At 50.7% G+C, this 23,118-nt stretch carries 17 protein-coding genes, 2 rRNA genes and 1 pseudogene; 13 read left to right on the top strand and 7 right to left on the bottom strand.

What is annotated here, in order from left to right:
• The first annotated feature begins 120 nt into the window (after nucleotides 1-120).
• Nucleotides 121-3,097, top strand: a 23S ribosomal RNA gene (locus P2W74_RS22725).
• A gap of 94 nt (nucleotides 3,098-3,191) precedes the next feature.
• Nucleotides 3,192-3,307: ribosomal RNA gene (gene rrf, locus P2W74_RS22720) — 5S ribosomal RNA — on the top strand.
• Nucleotides 3,308-3,716: 409 nt separating this feature from the next.
• Here rrf and mobB read toward each other — a convergent pair.
• Complete coding sequence (gene mobB / locus P2W74_RS22715) at nucleotides 3,717-4,238, bottom strand: molybdopterin-guanine dinucleotide biosynthesis protein MobB (RefSeq protein ID WP_276293337.1); 522 nt, start codon at nucleotides 4,236-4,238, stop codon at nucleotides 3,717-3,719.
• Nucleotides 4,220-4,804 (bottom strand): molybdenum cofactor guanylyltransferase MobA, encoded by a 585-nt coding sequence (gene mobA, locus P2W74_RS22710; protein WP_276293336.1) that lies wholly within the window; start codon nucleotides 4,802-4,804, stop codon nucleotides 4,220-4,222. The genes mobB and mobA overlap by 19 nt, the downstream gene beginning before the upstream one ends.
• A 69-nt stretch (nucleotides 4,805-4,873) precedes the next feature.
• Between mobA and P2W74_RS22705 the strand changes: the two genes are divergently transcribed.
• The 3 genes from P2W74_RS22705 to dsbA all read left to right on the top strand — a co-directional run bounded on the left by P2W74_RS22705 (nucleotide 4,874) and on the right by dsbA (nucleotide 6,855).
• Nucleotides 4,874-5,143, top strand: coding sequence for a YihD family protein (locus tag P2W74_RS22705; RefSeq protein ID WP_276293335.1), 270 nt, complete (start codon nucleotides 4,874-4,876; stop codon nucleotides 5,141-5,143).
• A 76-nt stretch (nucleotides 5,144-5,219) separates the two neighbouring features.
• On the top strand, nucleotides 5,220-6,206 hold the full coding sequence (locus tag P2W74_RS22700; RefSeq protein ID WP_276293334.1) for a serine/threonine protein kinase: 987 nt from the start codon (nucleotides 5,220-5,222) through the stop codon (nucleotides 6,204-6,206).
• Nucleotides 6,207-6,231: 25 nt separating this feature from the next.
• On the top strand, nucleotides 6,232-6,855 hold the full coding sequence (gene dsbA, locus P2W74_RS22695) for a thiol:disulfide interchange protein DsbA (RefSeq protein ID WP_276293333.1): 624 nt from the start codon (nucleotides 6,232-6,234) through the stop codon (nucleotides 6,853-6,855).
• A 12-nt stretch (nucleotides 6,856-6,867) separates the two neighbouring features.
• Here the strand turns inward: dsbA and P2W74_RS22690 are convergent, their stop codons facing one another.
• Complete coding sequence (locus P2W74_RS22690) at nucleotides 6,868-7,803, bottom strand: acyltransferase (RefSeq protein WP_276293332.1); 936 nt, start codon at nucleotides 7,801-7,803, stop codon at nucleotides 6,868-6,870.
• Nucleotides 7,804-8,166: 363 nt separating this feature from the next.
• On the opposite strand from P2W74_RS22690, the gene polA reads away from it, so the two are divergent.
• Both polA and spfP read left to right on the top strand, forming a co-directional pair.
• Complete coding sequence (gene polA, locus P2W74_RS22685) at nucleotides 8,167-10,953, top strand: DNA polymerase I (protein WP_276293331.1); 2,787 nt, start codon at nucleotides 8,167-8,169, stop codon at nucleotides 10,951-10,953.
• Nucleotides 10,954-11,118: 165 nt separating this feature from the next.
• Nucleotides 11,119-11,166 (top strand): small protein SpfP, encoded by a 48-nt coding sequence (spfP, locus tag P2W74_RS23855; RefSeq protein ID WP_071892919.1) that lies wholly within the window; start codon nucleotides 11,119-11,121, stop codon nucleotides 11,164-11,166.
• Nucleotides 11,167-11,410: 244 nt separating this feature from the next.
• On the opposite strand, the gene yihA is transcribed toward spfP, so the two are convergent.
• The gene (gene yihA / locus P2W74_RS22680) at nucleotides 11,411-12,043 is read right to left on the bottom strand and encodes a ribosome biogenesis GTP-binding protein YihA/YsxC (protein WP_192613922.1); all 633 of its coding nucleotides are present in this window, start codon (nucleotides 12,041-12,043) and stop codon (nucleotides 11,411-11,413) included.
• Nucleotides 12,044-12,323: 280 nt separating this feature from the next.
• Here yihA and P2W74_RS22675 point away from each other — a divergent pair.
• From P2W74_RS22675 to hemN, 3 genes and pseudogenes are all read left to right on the top strand, one after another.
• Nucleotides 12,324-12,507: pseudogene (locus P2W74_RS22675) on the top strand (hypothetical protein).
• Nucleotides 12,508-12,624: 117 nt separating this feature from the next.
• Nucleotides 12,625-13,131, top strand: a complete 507-nt coding sequence (gene yihI / locus P2W74_RS22670) for a Der GTPase-activating protein YihI (RefSeq protein ID WP_412767209.1) — start codon at nucleotides 12,625-12,627, stop codon at nucleotides 13,129-13,131.
• Between the two features lie 188 nt (nucleotides 13,132-13,319).
• On the top strand, nucleotides 13,320-14,693 hold the full coding sequence (gene hemN / locus P2W74_RS22665; protein ID WP_276293330.1) for an oxygen-independent coproporphyrinogen III oxidase: 1,374 nt from the start codon (nucleotides 13,320-13,322) through the stop codon (nucleotides 14,691-14,693).
• Nucleotides 14,694-14,764: 71 nt separating this feature from the next.
• Here hemN and glnG read toward each other — a convergent pair whose 3' ends face one another.
• The 3 genes from glnG to glnA form a co-directional block, all read right to left on the bottom strand.
• Nucleotides 14,765-16,174, bottom strand: coding sequence for a nitrogen regulation protein NR(I) (gene glnG, locus P2W74_RS22660; protein ID WP_203359422.1), 1,410 nt, complete (start codon nucleotides 16,172-16,174; stop codon nucleotides 14,765-14,767).
• 11 nt (nucleotides 16,175-16,185) lie between these two features.
• Nucleotides 16,186-17,235: a nitrogen regulation protein NR(II) gene (glnL, locus tag P2W74_RS22655; RefSeq protein WP_276293329.1), complete on the bottom strand. Its 1,050-nt coding sequence runs from the start codon at nucleotides 17,233-17,235 to the stop codon at nucleotides 16,186-16,188.
• 274 nt (nucleotides 17,236-17,509) lie between these two features.
• Nucleotides 17,510-18,919, bottom strand: a complete 1,410-nt coding sequence (gene glnA / locus P2W74_RS22650) for a glutamate--ammonia ligase (RefSeq protein WP_276293328.1) — start codon at nucleotides 18,917-18,919, stop codon at nucleotides 17,510-17,512.
• Between the two features lie 378 nt (nucleotides 18,920-19,297).
• On the opposite strand from glnA, the gene typA reads away from it, so the two are divergent.
• The 3 genes from typA to P2W74_RS22635 all read left to right on the top strand — a co-directional run bounded on the left by typA (nucleotide 19,298) and on the right by P2W74_RS22635 (nucleotide 23,063).
• The gene (gene typA, locus P2W74_RS22645) at nucleotides 19,298-21,121 is read left to right on the top strand and encodes a ribosome-dependent GTPase TypA (RefSeq protein ID WP_276293327.1); all 1,824 of its coding nucleotides are present in this window, start codon (nucleotides 19,298-19,300) and stop codon (nucleotides 21,119-21,121) included.
• A 243-nt stretch (nucleotides 21,122-21,364) separates the two neighbouring features.
• Nucleotides 21,365-22,075 carry a GntR family transcriptional regulator gene (locus tag P2W74_RS22640; RefSeq protein ID WP_276293326.1) on the top strand — a complete coding sequence of 237 codons (711 nt, stop codon included), beginning with the start codon at nucleotides 21,365-21,367 and terminating at the stop codon, nucleotides 22,073-22,075.
• Nucleotides 22,076-22,082: 7 nt separating this feature from the next.
• Nucleotides 22,083-23,063, top strand: a complete 981-nt coding sequence (locus P2W74_RS22635) for a sugar phosphate isomerase/epimerase family protein (protein ID WP_276295258.1) — start codon at nucleotides 22,083-22,085, stop codon at nucleotides 23,061-23,063.
• The last annotated feature ends 55 nt before the right edge of the window (nucleotides 23,064-23,118 follow it).

The raw sequence follows: 23,118 nt of genomic DNA, 5'->3' as shown, positions 1-23,118 counted from the left end.
CTGAAAATTGAAACGACACACTGTGTCTGTTCTCCGTAATAAGAACAGATAAGCGGTGTGTTCCGAGTCTCTCAAATTTTCGCAACACGATGTGTTTTACGAAACACCTTCGGGTTGTGAGGTTAAGCGACTAAGCGTACACGGTGGATGCCCTGGCAGTCAGAGGCGATGAAGGACGTGCTAAATCTGCGATAAGCGTCGGTAAGGTGATATGAACCAGTTATAGCCGGCGATTTCCGAATGGGAGGGGGGGGGGAAACCAGTGTGATCCGTCACACTATCATTACGTGAATACATAAGCGTAATGAAGCGAACCGGGGGAACTGAAACATCTAAGTACCCCGAGAAAAGAAATCAACACGAGATTCCCCCCAGTAGCGGCGAGCGAACGGGGAGCAGCCCAGAGTCTGAATCAGCATGTGTGGTAGTGGAACCGGTCTGGAAAGTCCGACGGTACAGGGTGATAGTCCCGTACACAAAATGCATGTGGTCGTGAACTCGAAGAGTAGGGCGGGGACACGTGGTACTCCTGTCTGAATCTGGGGGGACCATCCTCCAAGGCTAACATACTCCTGACTGACCGATAGTGAACCAGTACCGTGAGGGAAAGGCGAAAAGAACCCCCGGCGAGGGGAGTGAAAAAGAACACTGAAACCGTGTACGTACAAGCAGTGGGAGCCTCTTTTATGGGGTGACTGCGTACCCTTTTGTATAAATGGGTCAGCGACTTATATTCTGTAGCAAGGTTAACCGAATAGGGGAGCCGAAGGGAAAAACCGAGTCTTAACTGGGCGTTAAGTTGCAGGGTACTACGACCCGAAACCGGTGATTCTAGCCATGGGGCAGGTTGAAGGTTGGGTAACACTAACTGAGGACCGAACCGACTAATGTTGCAAAAATTAGCGGATGACTTGTGGCTGGGGGGTGAAAGGCCCAATCAAACCGGGAGATAGACTGGTTCTCCCCGAAAGCCCTATTTAGGTAGCGCCTCGTGAACTCATCTTCGGGGGTAGAGCACTGTTTCAGGCTAGGGGGTCATCCCGATCTTACCAACCCCGATGCAAACTGCGAATACCGAAAGAATGTTATCACGGGAGACACACGGCGGGTGCTAAACGTCCGTCGTGAAGAGGGAAACAACCCAGACCGCCAGCTAAGGTCCCAAAGTCATGGTTAAGTGGAAACGATGTGGAAGGCACAGACAGCCAGGGATGTTGCTTAGAAGCAGCCATCATTTAAAGAAAGCGTAATAGCTCACTGGTCCGAGTCGGCTCGCGGAAGATGTAACGGGGCTAAACCATGCACCGAAGCTGCGGCAGCGTAACAATATGTGTTGTTGGGTAGGGGAGCGTTCTGTAAGCCGTTGAAGGTGGACCTGTGAGGGTTGCTGGAGGCTATCAGAAAGTGCGAATGCCTGACCATAAGTAACGATAAGCGGGTGAAAAGCCCGCTCGCCGGAAGACCAAGGGTTCCTGTCCAAACGTTAATCCGGGGCAGGGTGAGTCGACCCTAAGGCGAGGCCGAAAGCCGTAGTCGATGGGAAACAGGATAATATTCCTGTACTTGGTGTTACTGCGAAGGGGGGACGGAGAAGGCCTATGTTGGCCGGGCGACGGTTGTCCCCGGTTTAAGCATGTAGGCGGAAGCGTTTAGGTAAATCCCGACGCTTACTAACGCTGAGGTGTGATGACGACGGCACCTACGGTGCTGAAGTAACAAATGCCCTGCTTTCCAGGAAAAGCCTCTAAGCATCAGGTAACACAAAATCGTACCCCAAACCGACCACAGGTGGTCAGGTAGAGAATACCAAGGCGCTTGAGAGAACTCAGGGTGAAGGAACTAGGCAAAATGGTGCCGTAACTTCGGGAGAAGGCCACGCTGATATGTAGGTGAAGCGATTTACTCGTGGAGCTGAAATCAGTCGAACGATACCAGCTGGCTGCAACTGTTTATTAAAAACACAAGCACTGTGCAAACACGAAAGTGGACGTATTACGGTGTGACGCCTGCCCGGTGCCGGAAGGTTAATTGATGGGGTTATCCGTAAGGAGAAGCTCTTGACTCGAAGCCCCCGGTAACGGCGGCCCGTAACCTATAACGGTCCTAAGGTAGCGAAATTCCCTTGTCGGGTAAGTTCCCGACCTGCACGAATGGCGTAATGATGGCCAGGCTGTCTCCCACCCCGAGACATCAGTGAAATTGAACTCGCTGTGAAGATGCAGTGTACCCGCGGCAAGACGGAAGACCCCGTGAACCTTTACTATAGCTTGACACCTGAACACTGGTCCTTGATGTGTAGGATAGGTGGGAGGCTCTTTGAAGTGTGGACGCCAGTCTGCATGGAGCCAACCTTGAAATACACACCTTTAATGGCTGGTGTTCTAACGTAGACCCGTAATCCGGGTTGCCGGGACAGTGTCTGGTGGTAGTTTGACTGGGGCGGTCTCCTCCTAAAGAGTAACGGAGGAGCACGAAGGTTAGCTTAATCCTGGTCGGACATCAGGAGGTTAGTGCAAAGGCATAAGCTAGCTTGACTGCGAGAGTGACGGCTCGAGCAGGTGCGAAAGGCAGGTCTTAGTGATCCGGTGGTCTGAATGGAAGGGCCATCAGCTCAACGGATAAAAGGTACTCCGGGGATAACAGGCTGATACCGCCCAAGAGTTCATATCGACGGCCGGTGTTTGGCACCTCGATGTCGGCTCTATCACATCCTGGGGCTGAAGTAGGTCCCAAGGGTATGGCTGTTCGCCATTTAAAGTGGTACGCGAGCTGGGTTTAGAACGTCGTGAGACAGTTCGGTCCCTATCTGCCGTGGGCGCTGGAGAATTGAGGGGGGCTGCTCCTATTACGAGAGGGACCGGAGTGGACGCATCACTGGTGTTCGGGTTGTCATGCCAATGGCATTGCCCGGTAGCTAAATGCGGAAGAGATAAGTGCTGAAAGCATCTAAGCACGAAACTTGCCCCGAGATGAGTTCTCCCTGAGACTATAAGTCTCCTGAAGGAACGTTGAAGACTACGACGTTGATAGGCTGGGTGTGTAAGTGTAGCGATACATTGAGCTAACCAGTACTAATGAACCGTGAGGGCTTAACCTTACAACGCCAAAGGTGTTTTGGGCGAAGAGACATCAGATTCAGCTTGATACAGATAAAATTAACCGGCGAAAAGCGGGTTAATAAACAGAATTTGCCTGGCGGCTGTAGCGCGGTGGTCCCACCTGACCCCATGCCGAACTCAGAAGTGAAACGCCGTAGCGCCGATGGTAGTGTGGGGTCTCCCCATGCGAGAGTAGGGAACTGCCAGGCATCAAATAAAAGCGAAAGGCTCAGTCGAAAGACTGGGCCTTTTGTTTTATCTGTTGTTTGTCGGTGAGGGCTCTCCTGAGCAGGACAAAATCGTCGGGAACGATTTTGAACGCCGTTTACGGCGGCCCCGCAGGGGCGAGTATCAGGATGATACGAGTACTATGGAGTCGGGAGCGGATTTGAACGTTGCGCAGCAACGGCCCGGAGGGTGGCGGGCAGGACGCCCGCCATAAACTGCCAGGCATCAAACAAGTGAAAAGCCCATCCGTCAGGATGGGCTTTTTTGCGTCTGCGCTCTGCGGAAAATACCGGATGGCGGCGTTTTATCAGACCTGTGGATCAGATATCAGTGAGCATAACCGGTAGGCCTGATAAGCACAGCGCCATCAGGCAATCCAAATAACACAGCTCATAAACGCCGCATCCATTGCTCAATGAAATCAGCGAGTTGCCAAACGTCATTGATATCTAATAGCGGAACATCAATTCTCAACGGCACATCGCTGGCGACGGCAATCACATGTGCATCAATCACCAGTTCTTCCTGGCTGTGCCCGATCCCCTCACGGAACAACACAATCTTCGCAATGTCCTCATGCTTAAACCCTTCTACCAGAATCAAATCCAACTTTGAGGCATCCATTCTGCTGGCCAGAAATGCGAGATCCAGCTCCTCTTCATCCGGTGTTTCAGTCATGAGTGCCCAACGCTGTTGGCTGGCAACCAGAGTTTGTGCAGCGCCAGCTTTGCGTAGCTCGTAGCTGTCTTTACCGGGTTTGTCGACATCCATATCGTGATGGGTATGCTTTATCAAACCCAGCCGGATCCCTTTGTCGTGCAAGGCTGGGATCAGCTTTTTGAGCAGTGTGGTTTTACCCGTACCGCTCCATGCGGCAATGGCAAGTAGTGGGATCATCGTTTCTCCTGCCATCTGGCAAGTTCTTCAGGGGTATTCACATTAACAAATGCGTCTTTTTGGTCGCTAAAATCGACGGCATGCCCACCGGCGAGACGCATAAAGACCATCACTCGTCGCTCTCCGGATTGAAGGTAATCCTGTAATAAAGGTTGTACTGAGCGGTTGACCAAAGCGATAGTAGGGTGATCCCGCTCGCCGTCATGGACCCACGCTACAGCTGCATCGCTGCGTTGGGCCTTTAAACGCGCAACCAGATCGCGAGGAATATACGGTGTGTCACAGGGGCAGAACAGGAACCAGTCGCCTTTTTCCTGCAGAAAAACGGAAAGCATACCCGCCAATGGACCCGGAAAATCGGCGAGCGAATCGGGGATCACTCGCAGACCACTTTTTTGGTAAATATCTCGATGGCGATTGGCATTAATCACAACAGTTTCAAGCTGCGATAAAAGGTTATCGGCAACGTGTTTCCAGAGAGGTTTGCCGTCCAGCTCAAGTAAACCTTTGTCGGCGCCCCCCATTCGGCGAGCTTTGCCTCCCGCCAGTACAACCCCAGTTATTGCACTATCCAGATTCACTGATATCGCCTCTTTTATTGTGGGATTGACCCTGCTAACGTATCTATATCAAGAGTAAGGAGCACAACCATGAAATGTAAACGCCTGAATGAAGTTATCGAACTCCTGCAGCCAGCATGGGAGAAAGAGCCCGATCTTAACCTAATGCAATTTTTGCAGAAACTGGCGAAAGAGTCAGGTTTTGACGGTGAGCTGGCGGATTTAACTGACGACATTCTGATCTATCACCTGAAAATGCGTGACTCAGCAAAAGATGCCGTGATCCCTGGCATTCAAAAAGATTATGAAGAAGATTTCAAAACGGCGTTATTGCGTGCACGTGGTGTCATTAAAGAGTAAAACCTTGTAAGTGGCTCCACAGAAAGCGTTATGAAATGATATCCTGAATTATTCGTAGTATTTTCCGGATGATGGGATGAACGACAGCGCTTTTACTTTCCAGACACTACACCCGGATACCATCGTGGATGCACTGTTTGAACAGGGGATCCGGGTGGATTCCGGTCTTACCCCGCTCAACAGTTATGAAAACCGCGTCTATCAATTTCAGGACGAAGACCGTCGACGTTTTGTCGTTAAGTTTTACCGTCCTGAGCGTTGGTCTGTGGATCAAATACTGGAAGAACACCAGTTTGCGTTAGAGTTGGTCAACGATGAGGTTCCGGTTGCGGCCCCCATTGTGTTTAACGACCAGACGTTGCTAAACCACGAGGGTTTCCACTATGCGATCTTTCCCAGTGTCGGCGGCAGGCAGTTTGAAGCCGACAACATTGATCAAATGGAAGCCGTAGGCCGCTATCTTGGCCGCTTGCATCAGACCGGACGTAAACGTCCTTTTGCCTCCCGACCGACAATCGGCCTCGAAGAGTATCTCATTGAACCTCGTAAGTTATTCGAAGATGCGCCGCTTATTCCGTCAGGTCAAAGAGTCGCTTTTCTGAAAGCAACCGATGGGCTCATTTCTGCTGTTACCGAAAGATGGCATACCCGCTTTGACACGCTACGCTTACATGGCGATTGCCATGCAGGAAATATTCTGTGGCGTGACGGCCCGCTGTTTGTCGACTTAGACGATGCCCGCAATGGACCTGCCGTGCAGGATCTCTGGATGCTGCTCAATGGCGATAAAGCAGAGCAGCGGATGCAGCTTGAAACGATCATTGAGGCTTATGAAGAGGTGAGTGAATTTGATACCTCTGAACTCGGACTGATTGAACCTTTACGCGCTATGCGTTTAGTTTATTATCTTGCCTGGCTTATGCGTCGTTGGGCTGATCCTGCATTTCCTAAAAACTTCCCGTGGCTCACCGGGGAAGATTACTGGCTGCAGCAAACGGCGACTTTTATACAGCAGACCAAAACTCTGCAGGAGCCCCCTTTACAATTAACGCCAATGTATTAATCGAACACATCAGGAGAGAGATTACATGAAAAAGATTTGGCTGGCGCTGGCTGGTATGGTTTTAGCATTTAGCGCATCGGCAGCGCAGTTCAGTGATGGCAAACAATACATCACGCTGGATAAGCCGATCGCTGGTGAGCCTCAGGTTTTAGAGTTTTTCTCGTTCTATTGCCCGCATTGCTATCAATTTGAAGAAGTTCTTCATGTTTCTGACAACGTGAAGAAAAAACTGCCGGAAGGCGTGAAAATGACCAAATACCACGTTGAGTTCCTGGGGCCATTGGGCAAGGATCTGACGCAGGCGTGGGCTGTTGCTCTGGCGCTGGGTGTGGAAGACAAAATCACCGTTCCGATGTTTGAAGGTGTGCAGAAACTGCAGACCGTCCAGTCTGTCGCGGACATTCGCAAAGTCTTCGTTGATGCGGGGATCAAAGGTGAAGATTACGATGCTGCATGGAACAGCTTTGTGGTGAAATCACTGGTTGCGCAGCAGGAAAAAGCCGCTGCTGACCTGCAGCTTCAGGGCGTACCGGCGATGTTCGTTAACGGTAAATATCAGATTAACCCGCAAGGGATGGATACCAGCAGCATGGATATCTTCGTGCAGCAGTACGCTGATACCGTAAAACACCTGGTTGAGAAGAAATAACAAAAACGCCGGTCACTGACCGGCGTTTTTATTTGATGTTTTAATCTCTTCTATCAGTTCGTCTTTCTGAGCCCACAGCGTATTCAACCAAAGCTGGAAGCGGCGTTTAAATCCTTTGTCGTTAACATAATCGCCGTGCAATTCTTCCTGCGCAGGTTCCAGATTCACACGTACGACGATCCGGGTCAGTTTGCCGCTCAGCATGTCGTAGAAAGGATGACGGCTGTTTTCCGGATAGCACAGCGTTACATTGAGCAACTTATCAAATTGCGATCCCAGGACGTTCAACGCCATAGCAATCCCGGCCGCTTTTGGAGGCAGCAGGTTTTTGTAGGGTGATCGCGTCTGCTGGTGTTTCTCATCGGTAAACCGTGAGCCCTCGACGAAATTCACAATGGTGGTTGGATGCGCACGAAACTTCTCGCAGGAGCGTCGGGTGGTTTCCACATCCTTGCCACGCCGCTCAGGGTGACGCAGCAGATAACTGCGCGAGTAACGCTTCATAAAGGGCATATCCAGCGCCCAGCATGCCAGACCGATAAACGGTACCCAGGCCAGTTGCTGTTTGAGGAAATATTTATTCATGGGGATGTGCTTACGGAACAGAACGCAAAGCACGACAATATCCGCCCAGCTGTAATGATTACAAATGAGCAGATACCAGTTTTTCTTGTTCAGCCCCTCCAACCCCTCTACATCCCACTTTAGCCATGGGTTGAGGTGCAGGAGCAGTGCAAGGCCTTCGCACCAGCAATACATCATGAAATTGCAAAAGACGGAAACCTTGCGCCAGACGAAGGGAATGGGCAAAAGCAGTTTCACAATTCCGGCGATAATGATCGGTACAGAACATAAAATCGTGACCAAAATGGTCAATACGATACTCAGCAAAAGCGTTATCGCAGCGAGTATTCTCGTCATAATTAAATTATTCAAAAGGTTAGCCATAAATAGTGCGCTAAAGACGCGCAAGGGGCCGATTTTATCAGAAAACGGACCAAATAATGGGTCTTCGCGAAATAGAAAAGTTAACTATATCTATCCACATCCTGATATCGGCGTTATTTTAAGAATAAATCTCTGGGCGCCTGTCTAACGTGATGAAAAAATTGAATAAAAATTATGATATTTAAAACATAATACCTGAGATAAACTGAATTAAATTATTTATACACAAAGTTATCCACAATTTGCTTTGCGAGCGTTCCAGAAGATCTGCAAAAGTTTTACGACAAATACGGTGAAAAACTCATGTTTTCATCCCGTCTGTGGCATCCTTTAACCATAATCTGATAAACAGGCACGGACATTATGGTTCAGATCCCAGAAAACCCACTTATCCTTGTAGATGGTTCATCTTATCTCTATCGCGCATATCACGCGTTCCCACCGCTGACGAATGGTGCGGGGGAGCCCACGGGTGCGATGTACGGTGTTCTTAACATGCTGCGCAGCCTGATTATGCAGTATCAGCCGACGCATGCCGCCGTGGTATTTGATGCTAAGGGTAAAACCTTCCGTGATGAGTTGTTCGAGCATTACAAATCTCATCGCCCGCCGATGCCTGACGATCTGCGTGCGCAGATCGAGCCTCTGCATGCAATGGTAAAAGCGATGGGCTTGCCGTTGTTGGCGGTTTCCGGTGTCGAAGCGGATGACGTTATCGGTACGCTGGCGCGTGAAGCGGAGAAAGTCGGTCGCCCGGTACTCATTAGTACTGGCGATAAGGACATGGCCCAGCTAGTGACGCCGAACGTTACGCTCATCAACACCATGACCAATACGATCCTTGGCCCGGATGAGGTGGTGAATAAGTACGGTGTCCCGCCAGAATTGATCATCGACTTCCTGGCCCTGATGGGGGACTCCTCCGATAACATTCCGGGCGTTCCGGGAGTCGGCGAAAAAACCGCGCAGGCTTTGCTGCAGGGGCTGGGCGGCCTCGATACGTTGTATGCAGAATCAGACAAAATTGCCGGCCTGACTTTCCGCGGTGCGAAAACCATGGCGGCGAAGCTTGAGCAGAATAAAGATGTGGCATATCTGTCTTACAAGCTGGCGACGATCAAAACCGACGTCGAACTGGAACTGGCCTGCGAGCAACTTACCGTTCAGCAGCCTGCCGCAGACACGTTGCTGGATCTGTTTAAAAAGTACGAATTTAAGCGCTGGATTGTCGATGTTGAAGCCGGGAAATGGCTGCAGGCAAAAGGCGCAAAACCAGCGGCAAAACCGCAAGAAACCATCGTGGCTGACGAAACGCCTGAAGAACCAGTGGCGGCACTCTCCTATGACCACTATGTGACGATACTGGACGAAGCCACGCTGGAAAGCTGGATTGAGAAACTGAAAAAAGCGCCAGTCTTTGCATTTGATACAGAAACCGACAGTCTCGATAACCACTCTGCGAATCTGGTAGGCCTCTCTTTTGCCATTGAACCCGGTGTGGCGGCTTACGTCCCTGTTGCTCATGATTATCTTGATGCGCCCGATCAGATTGCCCGCGACCGCGCACTGGAACTGCTAAAACCGCTACTGGAAGATGAGGATGCCCGTAAGGTGGGGCAAAACCTGAAGTATGACCGTGGCGTATTGCAAAACTATGGCATTGAGCTGCGCGGTATCGCTTTCGATACGATGCTGGAGTCTTACATCCTGAATAGCGTTGCGGGTCGACACGACATGGACAGCCTGTCCGATCGTTGGTTGAAGCACAAAACGATCACATTCGAAGAGATTGCCGGCAAAGGTAAAAACCAGCTGACGTTTAACCAGATTGCTCTGGAAGAAGCCGGGCGTTATGCCGCAGAAGACGCCGACGTCACACTACAACTGCATTTGAAAATGTGGCCTGAACTGCAGAAGCACAAAGGGCCGCTGAATGTTTTTGAGAACATCGAAATGCCGCTGGTGCCAGTGCTGTCTCGTGTTGAGCGTAACGGCGTGAAGATTGATCCCGCCGTGTTGCACAAACATTCGGAAGAGCTGTCGTTACGCCTGGCGGAGCTGGAGCAAAAGGCGCATGAGATCGCGGGAGAAGCGTTTAATCTCTCTTCCACAAAACAGCTGCAAACGATTCTGTTTGAAAAACAGGGAATTAAGCCGCTGAAGAAAACTCCGGGTGGCGCGCCGTCAACGTCGGAAGAGGTGCTGGAAGAGCTGGCATTAGACTACCCGTTGCCGAAGGTGATTCTGGAGTATCGCGGTCTGGCGAAGCTGAAATCGACCTACACCGATAAGCTGCCGCTGATGATCAACCCGAAAACCGGACGCGTGCATACCTCTTATCATCAGGCGGTAACTGCAACAGGGCGTTTATCATCAACCGATCCAAACCTGCAAAATATTCCAGTACGTAACGACGAAGGCCGCCGTATCCGTCAGGCATTTATTCCGCCGCAGGATTATCTGATTGTCTCGGCGGATTACTCGCAAATCGAGCTGCGTATTATGGCGCATCTCTCGCGAGACAAAGGGCTGTTAGCCGCTTTTGCACAAGGAAAAGATATTCACCGTGCAACGGCAGCTGAAGTCTTTGGTTTACCGTTGGAGAGCGTGACGGGCGAACAGCGTCGTAGCGCAAAAGCCATTAACTTTGGTCTGATCTACGGTATGAGCGCCTTCGGACTTGCGCGTCAGTTGAACATTCCGCGTAAAGAAGCGCAGAAGTATATGGATTTGTACTTCGAACGGTACCCTGGCGTGCTGGAGTATATGGAGCGCACGCGAGCACAGGCCAAAGAGCAGGGATTCGTTGAAACCCTGGAAGGGCGCCGCCTGTACTTACCAGACATCAAGTCCAGCAATGCTGCGCGACGTGCAGGTGCTGAACGTGCGGCGATCAACGCACCGATGCAGGGGACTGCGGCAGACATTATCAAACGTGCGATGATTGCCGTTGATGACTGGCTGCAAACCGAGCAACCTCGTGTCCACATGATCATGCAAGTGCACGATGAACTGGTGTTTGAAGTGCACAAAGACGATCTCGATACCGTATCGAAAAAGATCCATCAATTGATGGAAAACTGTACGCACATTGATGTGCCGCTGCTGGTGGAAGTGGGAAGCGGTGAAAACTGGGATCAAGCGCACTAAGGGTTTACTGAACAGCGCATTTTTTCGTAACTAAGCAACATAAGATAGAACATTTTGTGATGATTATTGGAATTCCCTATGTAAGGAATGAAAAAAAATTACAAAAAGTGCTTTCTGAGCTGCTCAAAAAAGAGTAAAGTTATTCGCGTAGGGTACAGAGGTAAGATGTTCTATCTTTCAGACCTTTTACTTCACGTAATCGGATTTGGCTGAATATTTTAGCCGCCCCAGTCAGTTAATGACTGGGGCGTTTTTTATTGTACTCTTCATACTTCACGCTGCAGGTGCGTTGGTTTCCTCGCTCACCTCAGTCACTTACTGATGTAAGCTCCTGAGGATTCACTGCGTCACCGCCTTCCTGCAACTTGAATTATTTTGAGTAAAAGCGAAAACACGATCCGTAGACCGGATAAGCTGCAGTAGCGACATTATCCGGTACAACATTCGCAGGAAGGGATTATTCTGCGTCCTGGCTCTCTTCAATTGGCGCCAGCTCACTAAACCAGGTATCCAGCTTCTGACGTAACTTATCCACGCCTTGCTTCTTCAGCGACGAAAATGCTTCTACCTGCACATCACCGTTAAACGCCAGAACGGCTTCACGCACCATATTGAGCTGAGCTTTACGCGCTCCGCTGGCCAGTTTGTCTGCTTTAGTCAGCAGAACCAAAACCTGAACATTGCTCTCAACGGCCCACAGAATCATCTGTTGGTCGAGATCCTTCAGCGGGTGGCGAATGTCCATCAGCACCACCAACCCTTGCAGGCTCTGACGCTTTTCCAGGTATTCCGCCAGCGCACGCTGCCATTTGCGTTTCATCTCTTCCGGAACTTCGGCGTAACCGTATCCTGGCAGGTCGACAAGACGTTTACCGTCCACGACTTCAAACAGGTTGATCAACTGTGTGCGACCGGGTGTTTTGGAGGTACGCGCCAGGCTCTTCTGGTTCGTCAGGGTATTCAGCGCGCTGGATTTGCCTGCATTGGAACGGCCAGCGAACGCCACTTCGATTCCGGTATCGGAAGGTAAGTGGCGAATATCAGGCGCACTCATTACAAAGTGCGTCTGTTGATAATTCAAATTAATCAAAGGGGTCGTCTCCGTCAGTCAAAGCTTTGCAGCGATTATACCTGAACCCCAGCAAAAGACGGATGTTTCGACATATGCCAGTGTAAGTAAAAACCACGTGGTTTGTGAGACATTGACGATTGTAGATATACGAAATTTCAGAGTCATTACTGGGTGAAAAGCAATATAGCGTAAAGAAATCATTAAGTTATTTTTTTAATGGTGCTCTTACATGTCGAAAACATCGTGTTGGTCACTTGTCTGCCTGACCTGATGGCGTAAAGTAGTGTTCATAGCGAGGATGCTGACAGGACAGACGGACTCAGGATGAGGGTCAGGAGCGCCAGGAGGCGAAGACACAGGATTGTCAGGAAGACAAACGTCCGGAGACGTATGTAAAAGGAAATGGAAACAACACGGAACGTTTCAGGCTAAAGGAAAGACAGGGTGTGTTGATGGCCGACAGGGAATGTAGAACCCGTTAAGGGCTATGAGTAAAGAAAAAAGGCGACAGATGACTCTGTCGCCTTTTTTCTTTACTTGCTTTCTGCTAGATTCCGCCGCAAATGTATACTGAATAAAACGGCCAAAGACGAATTATTATGAAATCAACTTCTACACCACGCGGCAAAGGTCCCGCAAAAGCGCGCCGTAAAACACGCGAAGAGCTTAACCAGGAAGCTCGTGACCGTAAGCATCAGAAAAAGCACCGTGGCCATGCGGCGGGTAGCCGTGCGACGGGCAGTGAAGGTGCTTCTGGTTCTAAGAATGCGAACAAACAAAAAGATCCACGTATTGGCAGTAAAACCCCCATTCCATTGGGAGTGACTGAAAAAGTCACCAAACAGCACAAACCGAAGAGTGAGAAACCTATGCTTTCACCGCAGGCTGAGTTGGATTTACTGGAAACGGATGAGCGCCTGGATGCGCTGCTAGAACGTCTTGAAACAGGCGAAACCCTCAGTGAAGAAGATCAGTCCTGGGTGGATACTAAGCTGGACCGCATTGATGAGCTGATGCAGAAGCTGGGCCTTTCTTATGATGACGATGAAGAAGAAGAGGACGAGAAGCAGGAAGACATGATGCGCCTGCTCAAAGGCGGCAACTAACGGGTTTACACCGTGGGCCTCCCCGTCCTGCTTATAACCCTTCCGGTTATATGTTATCTGGTGTGGTTATTCGTTAAACTACAGCGGTTGTCGCGGCGACAGAAGTGGCTGCGCAGCCGGCTTATCACCCGTAGTGGAGGAAAGCCGGTACGCCGTACCCGCCAGCGACGCCATCGGAAGGAGTGAGCATGTCTGAACAGCTAATAGACTGGGATCTGGCCCTGATCCAGAAATATAACTATTCCGGGCCACGATATACGTCGTATCCCACCGCGCTGGAGTTTTCTGAAGACTTTGGCGAAGAGGCATTCCGGCACGCTGTGGCGCGTTATCCTGAGCGCCCGCTGTCTCTCTACGTACACATCCCATTCTGTCATAAGCTCTGCTACTTCTGCGGCTGCAACAAGATTGTGACCCGCCAGCAGCATAAAGCCGATCAGTATCTTGATGCCTTAGAGCAAGAAATAGTGCACCGTGCGCCGCTTTTTTCCGGACGCAACGTTAGCCAACTGCACTGGGGTGGCGGTACGCCAACCTATCTGAATAAAGCGCAAATCAGTCGCTTAATGACGTTGTTGCGCGAACACTTCCAGTTTAATGCGGATGCGGAAATCTCGATCGAGGTCGATCCCCGTGAGATTGAGTTGGATGTGCTCGATCATTTACGCGCAGAAGGTTTTAACCGCCTGAGTATGGGCGTACAGGACTTCAACAAAGAGGTTCAGCGTCTGGTCAACCGTGAGCAAGACGAAGCGTTTATTTTTGCGCTGCTTAATCACGCGCGCGATATCGGTTTTACCTCCACCAACATCGATCTGATTTACGGTTTACCGAAACAGACGCCGGAAAGCTTCGCATTCACCCTGAAACGCGTGGCGGAACTGAAACCCGACCGTCTAAGCGTTTTTAACTACGCGCATCTGCCGACCCTGTTTGCCGCTCAACGTAAAATTAAAGATGCCGATCTGCCCAGCGCGCAGCAGAAACTGGATATTCTGCAGGAAACTATCTCTTCGTTAACCGAAACGGGTTATCAGTTTATTGGGATGGACCATTTTGCCCGTCCGGATGATGAGTTAGCCGTCGCGCAACGTGAAGGCGTTCTGCACCGTAATTTCCAGGGCTACACCACCCAGGGCGATACCGACCTGCTGGGGATGGGCGTTTCCGCCATCAGTATGATTGGCGACTGCTACGCGCAGAACCAAAAGGAGCTGAAGCACTATTATCAGCTCGTTGATGAGCAGGGAAATGCGCTATGGCGCGGTATTGCATTGACCCAGGATGACTGTATTCGCCGGGATGTTATTAAGTCGCTGATTTGCAACTTCCGTCTCGATTTTGCCGACGTCGAATCTCAGTGGGAACTCACCTTTACCGAATACTTTGCTGAAGATCTGAAACTGCTGGCGCCATTGGCAAAAGATGGGCTGGTGGACGTGAATGAGAAAGGGATTCAGGTGACGCCAAAAGGGCGCTTGCTGATCCGTAACATTTGCATGTGCTTTGATGCGTATCTGCGCCGTAAAGCGCGGATGCAGCAGTTCTCACGCGTCATTTAACAACTTCCCAGTGGCGCTGTGCTAACCGGGGCTACGTTTCGTAGACCTGATAAGCGCAGCGCCATCAGGCGTTATTCCATTCCTAACTCTTTAAGCTTGCGTGTCAGGGTATTACGACCCCAGCCAAGCAATCTTGCCGCTTCCTGTTTATGCCCCTGCGTATGACGTAACGCGGTCGTTAACAGTGTGCGTTCCATTTCCGGTTGCGCTTCCGAGAGCAGGTTTTGATGACCGGAACGCAGCGCCCGATCGGCCCACTGCGCCAACAGGGTGGCCCAACTGTCCGGCTGCATATGTGAAGGACTGTCGGGAACGGCGACGTCAAACAACTCGCTGGGGAGATCCTGAATTAACACTTCCTGTCCGGCGGCCATAACGGTTAGCCAGCGGCAGGTGTTTTCTAGCTGGCGCACGTTACCCGGCCATGCCAGGCGCGTCAGGGCGGCTTCGGTTTCCGGGTGCAATTGTTTGGCTTCAACCCCTAATTCCTGTGCGGCGTCTTGCAGAAAATGACGCGCCAGACGGGGAATATCTTCCCGGCGCTCACGCAGCGGCGGCAAATGAACGCGAATCACGTTCAGGCGATGGAACAGGTCTTCACGAAACTTGCCTTCCTGCACGCGTAATTCCAGGTTCTGGTGAGTGGCGGCAATAATACGCACATCCACCTTCACGGGCGCATATCCGCCGACGCGATAAAACTGCCCGTCAGCGAGGACTCGCAGCAAGCGCGTTTGCACGTCCAGCGGCATGTCGCCTATTTCATCCAGAAACAGCGTCCCGCCGTCAGCCTGTTCAAAACGCCCCTGGCGAATGGTATTCGCGCCAGTAAATGCGCCTTTTTCGTGACCAAATAACTCAGATTCAATCAAATCCTTCGGAATGGCCGCCATATTCAGGGCAATAAACGGCGCTTTGACACGCGGGCTGTGGCGATGCAGCGCATGGGCAACCAGCTCTTTGCCAGTGCCGGATTCGCCGTTGATCAGCACGCTGATTGAAGAGCGAGACAACCGGCCAATAATACGAAATACATCCTGCATAGCAGGGGCTTCACCAATGATATCGGTGGTCGGGCCGTTGTTCTGGATATTCCGGGGTTGCTGCTGTTCCTGATAGTGGCTGATAGCACGCTCAACCAGCGCGACTGCTTCGTCAATATCAAAAGGTTTTGGCAGGTAATCAAATGCGCCCTGCTGATAAGCACTGACGGCAGCGTCCAGATCGGAATGGGCCGTCATAATGATGACCGGCAGCATAGAGTGGCGTTGCTTAATCTGTTTTAACAGCGCCAGACCGTCCATTCCCGGCATACGGATATCAGACAGCAGAACATCTGGCGTTTTGCTTGCCAGCGCGTCCAGTACCTCGTGACCGCTTTCAAACGTGGTGCAGTTCAGCCCTGCCCCGGCGAGCGCACGTTCAAGCACCCAACGGATGGAACTATCGTCATCGACTACCCAGACTATTCCTCGTTGCATAAACGTCACCTTTATTTCCTGATAGGCAGGTAAACCGAGAACTCGGTATGACCCGGCCAACTGGTAAATTCAATTTTGCCGGAATGTTGATCAATCAAATTACGGGCGATGGACAGACCCAGCCCGGTACCACCTTCGCGACCGCTCACCATGGGGTAAAACAACGTGTCCTGCAAATGGGAAGGAATGCCCGGACCGTTGTCTTCTACGTCAATACGCGCCGCCAGGCGATAACGCATTCCGTGCAGGGTTAGCTGGAAAGCAGTGCGGGTACGCAGAATAATTTCGCCACCGTTCGGCCCCAGCGCCTGGAGGGCGTTGCGCACGATATTCAGCAGCACCTGCTCGATTTGGTCCGGGTCGTGCGGTAGCTCCGGCAGACTCGGATCGTAATCACGAATCAGCGTCACGTTTTCTGGCAGCTCCATTGAAACCAGCGCCACCACACGTTCTGCGACCTTATGAATACTTTCGTTGATGTGCATGCCCGGATGTTGTGGCCCCAGCAGGCGGTCAACCAGATTACGCAGTCTGTCCGCCTGCTCGATAATGACTTTGGTGTACTCCGTCAACGCCGGATCGGGAAGCGCCTTGCTCAGTAACTGCGCCGCGCCGCGTAAACCGCCAAGCGGATTTTTAATTTCATGCGCCAGACCACGCACCAGATCGCGGGCAGCAATTTGTTGAGCATGCTGCAGCTGTTCCTGGCTCAAACGGCGTTGGTTATCCATCGGCGCCATTTCCAGCAGGATAAGGCCATCTGGCAGCCTTTGTGCGGTCACGGAGAGGATATGTGAGTGACTATCTATCACCAGTGTGACTTCGTTGTCTGTAAAGCCCTGGCCCGCTAGCAGGCTCTCTCGCATCAGACCGATGTTTAATGAAAAGTAACTCAGCAGTTCAGGTAACGGTGTGCCAAACAGTTTGCGGGAACTTTGGGCGAGCAACTGCTGCGCGGCGGGATTGGCGTAATGCACCGCCAACTCGTCATCGACAAGTAAGATGCTATTGATTAAAGAATTAAGGATCTGCCCAGCATCGGGCAGCATGCCAGTTGCCATTCAGCAGTCTCCTGGAAAAGTTTGCACCAATTTAGTGCATTATAGCTTTTTACTGATAAAAAGCGCGTAAAGTCAGGTGGCTGGTGGAGAAAAAAGCCCATCCGGGGATGGGCTAAAAGTTTCCACGGCAACTAAAAAACGCCTGACGCCTTTCACACCGCAGCTACGTTAGCTACCTTCGCTCACCCCAGTCACATAGCTATCTATGCTCCTGGGGATTTGCTCAGTTGCCGCCTTGCCGCAACGCGAAATTCGTCGAATTTTTAAGATACGGTTAAACGCTGTAGTACAGTTCAAACTCTACCGGGTGTGGCGTCATGCGCACGCGGTCATCTTCTTCACGACGCAGCGTAATGTACGCATCGATCGCTTCGTCGGTGAACACGCCGCCTGCGGTCAGGAACTCGCGGTCCAGATCCAGTTCTTTCAGTGCTTCTTCCAGAGAGCCAGCAACCTGTGGGATCTCTTTCGCTTCTTCCGGCGGCAGGTCATACAGGTTTTTGTCCATCGCTTCGCCCGGGTGGATCTTGTTCTTAATACCGTCAAGACCCGCCATCAGCAGGGCAGCAAAGCACAGGTACGGGTTAGCTGCCGGATCCGGGAAGCGCACTTCGATACGACGCGCTTTCGGAGAAGCAACCACCGGAATACGGATAGAGGCAGAACGGTTACGGGCAGAGTAAGCCAGCATGACCGGTGCTTCATAACCCGGGACCAGACGCTTGTAGGAGTTGGTGGTCGGGTTTGCCAGGGCGTTGATCGCTTTAGCGTGTTTGATTACGCCGCCGATGTAGAACAGCGCCTGCTCAGACAGACCGGCATATTTGTCGCCAGAGAACAGGTTTACGCCGTTCTTGGACAGAGACATGTGGCAGTGCATACCGGAACCGTTATCGCCAAACATCGGTTTTGGCATAAAGGTTGCGGTTTTACCGAAGCGGTGCGCAACGTTGTGAACCACATATTTGTAGATCTGAATTTCGTCCGCTTTTTTGGTCATGGTGTTAAAGCGGGTTGCGATTTCGTTCTGGCCTGCGGTCGCTACTTCGTGGTGATGTGCTTCGACAACCAGACCCATCTCTTCCATGATCAGACACATGGTGGAACGAATGTCCTGAGAAGAGTCTACCGGAGGAACCGGGAAGTAACCGCCTTTCACGCCAGGACGGTGACCTTTGTTACCACCTTCATATTTGGTGGAGGAGTTCCATGCGCCTTCGATATCGTCGATGGCCACGTGGGAACCGGAGATGGATGCGCCGAAACGAATGTCATCAAACAGGAAGAATTCTGGCTCTGGCCCGAACAGAACGGTGTCTGCGATGCCGGTAGCGCGCAGATATTCTTCAGCACGTTTGGCGATGGAGCGCGGGTCGCGGTCATAGCCCTGCAGCGTGCCAGGTTCCAGGATATCACAACGGATAATCAGGGTAGAATCTTCAAAGAACGGGTCGATGAGCGCAGTGGACGCATCTGGCATCAGAACCATGTCAGATTCGTTAATGCCTTTCCAGCCGCCGATGGAGGAGCCGTCAAACATTTTGCCTTCTTCGAAGAATTCGGCATTTACCTGATGAGCAGGAATAGTGACGTGCTGTTCTTTACCTTTGGTATCGGTGAAGCGCAAATCAACAAACTTCACTTCGTGCTCGTTCAGCATCGTCAATACGTGTTCAGCGGACATACTTTAACTCTCCCGGATTGGTCATTGTCGTCGTGGTAACGAGGTCTGCAATTCTGCAAAAATTGGCCGTGTCGCCGTAAAAAATATAAAGCGAAATCTGTGCCAACTTTTAAATTGCCCCTAAAAGGCGTTATCATGCGCACCATCGTGCAAAAGGGCTGCACCATGGTGAGCACGCTGCACCAATATAGTGCTTCAATGTGAACATTAAGCACCATGTTGGTGCAATGAGCAATGAGTAACCCTTTTAACGCTCCGTGAAAGCGATCACAAAGAAACTCTGCAATACTTGTTTGCGGAGGATGTTTGTGATCCTGTTTTGTAGTGCGATTAATCCGTGTACAATAACGCGCTATTCCTAATGCCCGAGGCAAAGTTGTGATCGAAAATTTGCGTAACATCGCCATCATCGCGCACGTTGACCATGGTAAAACTACCCTGGTCGACAAGCTGCTGCAGCAATCCGGTACGTTTGATGCGCGTGCCGAAACCCAAGAGCGTGTGATGGACTCCAACGATTTGGAGAAAGAGCGTGGGATTACCATCCTCGCGAAAAACACCGCTATCAAATGGAATGACTACCGTATCAACATCGTTGATACCCCAGGGCACGCCGACTTCGGTGGTGAAGTTGAACGTGTAATGTCCATGGTAGACTCCGTGCTGTTGGTCGTTGATGCAATGGATGGTCCGATGCCGCAGACGCGCTTCGTGACCAAAAAAGCCTTTGCTCATGGCCTGAAGCCTATTGTTGTTATCAACAAAGTTGACCGTCCGGGCGCACGTCCTGACTGGGTTGTTGATCAGGTATTCGACCTGTTCGTTAACCTTGATGCAACTGACGAACAGCTGGACTTCCCTATCGTTTACGCTTCTGCGCTGAACGGTATCGCGGGTCTGGATCACGAAGATATGGCTGAAGATATGACTCCGCTGTATCAGACCATCGTCGATCGCGTACCTGCACCGAACGTTGACCTTGATGGCCCGCTGCAGATGCAAATCTCTCAGCTGGACTACAACAACTACGTTGGTGTTATCGGCATCGGTCGTATCAAGCGCGGTAAAGTTAAACCGAACCAGCAGATCACTATCATTGATAGCGCAGGCAAAACCCGCAACGGTAAAGTCGGTAAAGTTCTGACCCATCTGGGTCTGGAACGTATCGAGAGTGACGTTGCAGAAGCGGGCGATATCATCGCGATCACCGGTCTCGGCGAGCTGAACATCTCTGATACCATCTGCGATACGCAGAATGTTGAAGCGCTGCCGGCGCTGTCCGTTGATGAACCGACCGTAACCATGTTCTTCTGCGTAAACACCTCTCCGTTCTGTGGTAAAGAAGGTAAGTACGTTACCTCTCGTCAGATCCTTGACCGCCTGAACAAAGAGCTGGTGCACAACGTGGCACTGCGCGTTGAAGAAACGCCGGATGCGGATGCGTTCCGTGTATCTGGTCGTGGTGAGCTGCACCTGTCCGTTCTTATCGAAAACATGCGTCGTGAAGGTTTCGAAATGGCGGTTTCCCGTCCGAAAGTTATCTTCCGCGAAATCGACGGCCGTAAACAAGAGCCGTTCGAAAACGTAACGCTGGACGTCGAAGAGCAGCATCAGGGTTCTGTCATGCAGGCTCTGGGTGAGCGTAAAGGCGACCTGAAAAACATGAATCCAGATGGCAAAGGCCGCGTACGTCTTGACTACGTGATCCCAAGCCGTGGTCTGATCGGCTTCCGTTCAGAATTCATGACCATGACCTCCGGTACCGGTCTGCTGTACTCCACCTTCAGCCATTACGACGATGTTCGTGCGGGCGATGTTGGCCAGCGTCAGAACGGCGTGCTGATCTCCAACGGTCAGGGTAAAGCGGTTGCGTTCGCACTGTTCAGCCTGCAGGATCGCGGTAAGCTGTTCCTGGGTCACGGTGCAGAAGTTTACGAAGGCCAGATCATCGGTATTCACAGTCGTTCTAACGACCTGACTGTAAACTGCCTGACCGGTAAGAAACTGACCAACATGCGTGCTTCCGGTACTGACGAAGCAACCACGCTGGTCCCAGCTCAGAAAATGACTCTGGAGCAGGCTCTGGAATTCATCGATGATGACGAACTGGTAGAAGTTACCCCAACTTCCATCCGTATCCGTAAACGTCACCTGACTGAAAACGATCGTAAACGCGCAATGCGCGGCGCGAAAGAAGAGTAATTAACGCTTCTTTCTACGATAAGACCCTGCCTTCGTGGCGGGGTTTTTTTTTGGATCTTGCTGGCCGCACAGCGACCTCACCGACGCTGTTTCTTCTCGTCTCTCTTCCCCTGCCAAACGCCCGTATTCTTGCCTTAAGAGAGCTTTGTCACATTTATCTTCAAAGCATGTCGGCGCTGTTTGCTTTCTTTTTTAGCGTCAGCGTATGATACTTTCACTGGTTTAAACCAAATGGGTTAAACAATGACGAGCAATCAGTCGACCGTTGAAAATGCGAAAGAGAAGCTGGACCGTTGGTTAAAAGATGGGATCACCACGTCAGGTGGAAAGCTGCCTTCTGAGCGGGAATTAGGTGAGCTGCTGGGTATTAAGCGTATGACGCTACGCCAGGCGCTGTTAAATCTTGAGGCTGAATCCAAAATATTCCGTAAGGATCGTAAAGGATGGTTCGTCACCCAGCCACGCTTCAATTACAGCCCGGAATTATCGGCGAGCTTTCAGCGTGCTGCGCTTGAACAGGGCAGGGAACCGTCATGGGGATTTACTGAGAAAAGCCGTATTTCCGATTTTCCAGAGATGGTTGCTCCTTTGACAACCGTCACCGCATCCGACGAGCTGTATCGGGTGACGGGGTGGGGCGCACTGGAAGGGCATAAAGTTTTCTACCATGAAACGTTTATTAATCCCGTAGTGGCTCCAGGTTTTATTGATCAGCTTGAAAACCAATCTTTTTCTACCGTGTGGGAACAAGTCTATAAAAAAGAAACGGTGGTAAAGAAGCTGGTTTTCAAACCGGTTCGCATGCCTGGCGATATCAGTAAATTTATTGGCGGCTCCGCCGGGATGCCAGCCATTCTTATTGAAAAGCATCGGGCTGACCGCGATGGGAATATCGTACAAATAGACCTTGAATACTGGCGATTTGAGGCTGTTGATCTCTTTATTAACTTGTAGGTGTATTATGGTCACAATGAATAATGCAGAAAAAATTCTGGCGCGTGTAGACAACCTTCCCCTTTATCTTCATGCATATGCTTATCATCTGAATATGCGACTTGAGCGAATTTTGCCGAATGACTTATTGGATATCGCGCATGCGAACCAGTTACGTGGTGTAAAAATTCATGTTCTGGATGGGGAACGCTATTCACTCGAAAACATGAATGACAGCGAACTTTCTGCTTTTGGTGATAAAGCGCGTCAGCTGAATCTTGATGTTCATATTGAGACCAGTGCCTCAGATAAAAAAGCCATTGATCAGGTTGCCGCTATTGCATTAAAAACAGGTGCGTCATCCGTCCGTTTTTATCCGCGCTATGAAGGTAATCTGCAGGAGGTCATGTCGATTATCGCCAAAGATATCGCCTATATTCGTGACACTTACCAGAACAGCGGCTTAACCTTCACACTTGAACAGCATGAAGATCTGAAAAGCCATGAGCTGGCCTCATTAATTAAGCAAAGTGAAATGGAGTCACTCTCTCTGCTGTTTGACTTTGCCAATATGATTAATGCTAATGAGCATCCCCTCGACGCACTGGACGCAATGGCACCGTATATTACTCAGGTGCATATTAAAGATGCGCTGATCGTTAATGAAGAAGGTGGACTGGGTCATAAAGCCTGTATCTCTGGTCAGGGCGATATGCCGTTCAAAGCATTGCTAACAAAACTGATCTGTTTAGGTGATGAAAAACCTCAGGTTATGGCCTATGGCCTGGAAGAAGAAGTTGATTATTATGCCCCGGCATTTCGTTTCGAAAATGAAGGCGACAACCCCTGGATCCCATGGCGTCAAATGAGTGAAACACCTCTGCCTGAAGCTAATGCCCTGGAAGAGCGCCTAATAAAAGAAAAAGAAGATGCGATTAACCAGATAAAATTTGTGCGCAGTGTTCTGCAACAAATAAAAAAAGAGGCGATTGATATTCTAAATACGTAATGTTGTTTTAATTTCTCTTATGTGCATGGAAAACCATTCTTCGAGAATGGTCAGG

The sequence above is a fragment of the Citrobacter enshiensis genome (assembly GCF_029338175.1).
Classification (GTDB): Bacteria; Pseudomonadota; Gammaproteobacteria; order Enterobacterales; family Enterobacteriaceae; genus Citrobacter_D; species Citrobacter_D enshiensis.
This window is presented reverse-complemented; position numbering and strand designations above follow the sequence as displayed.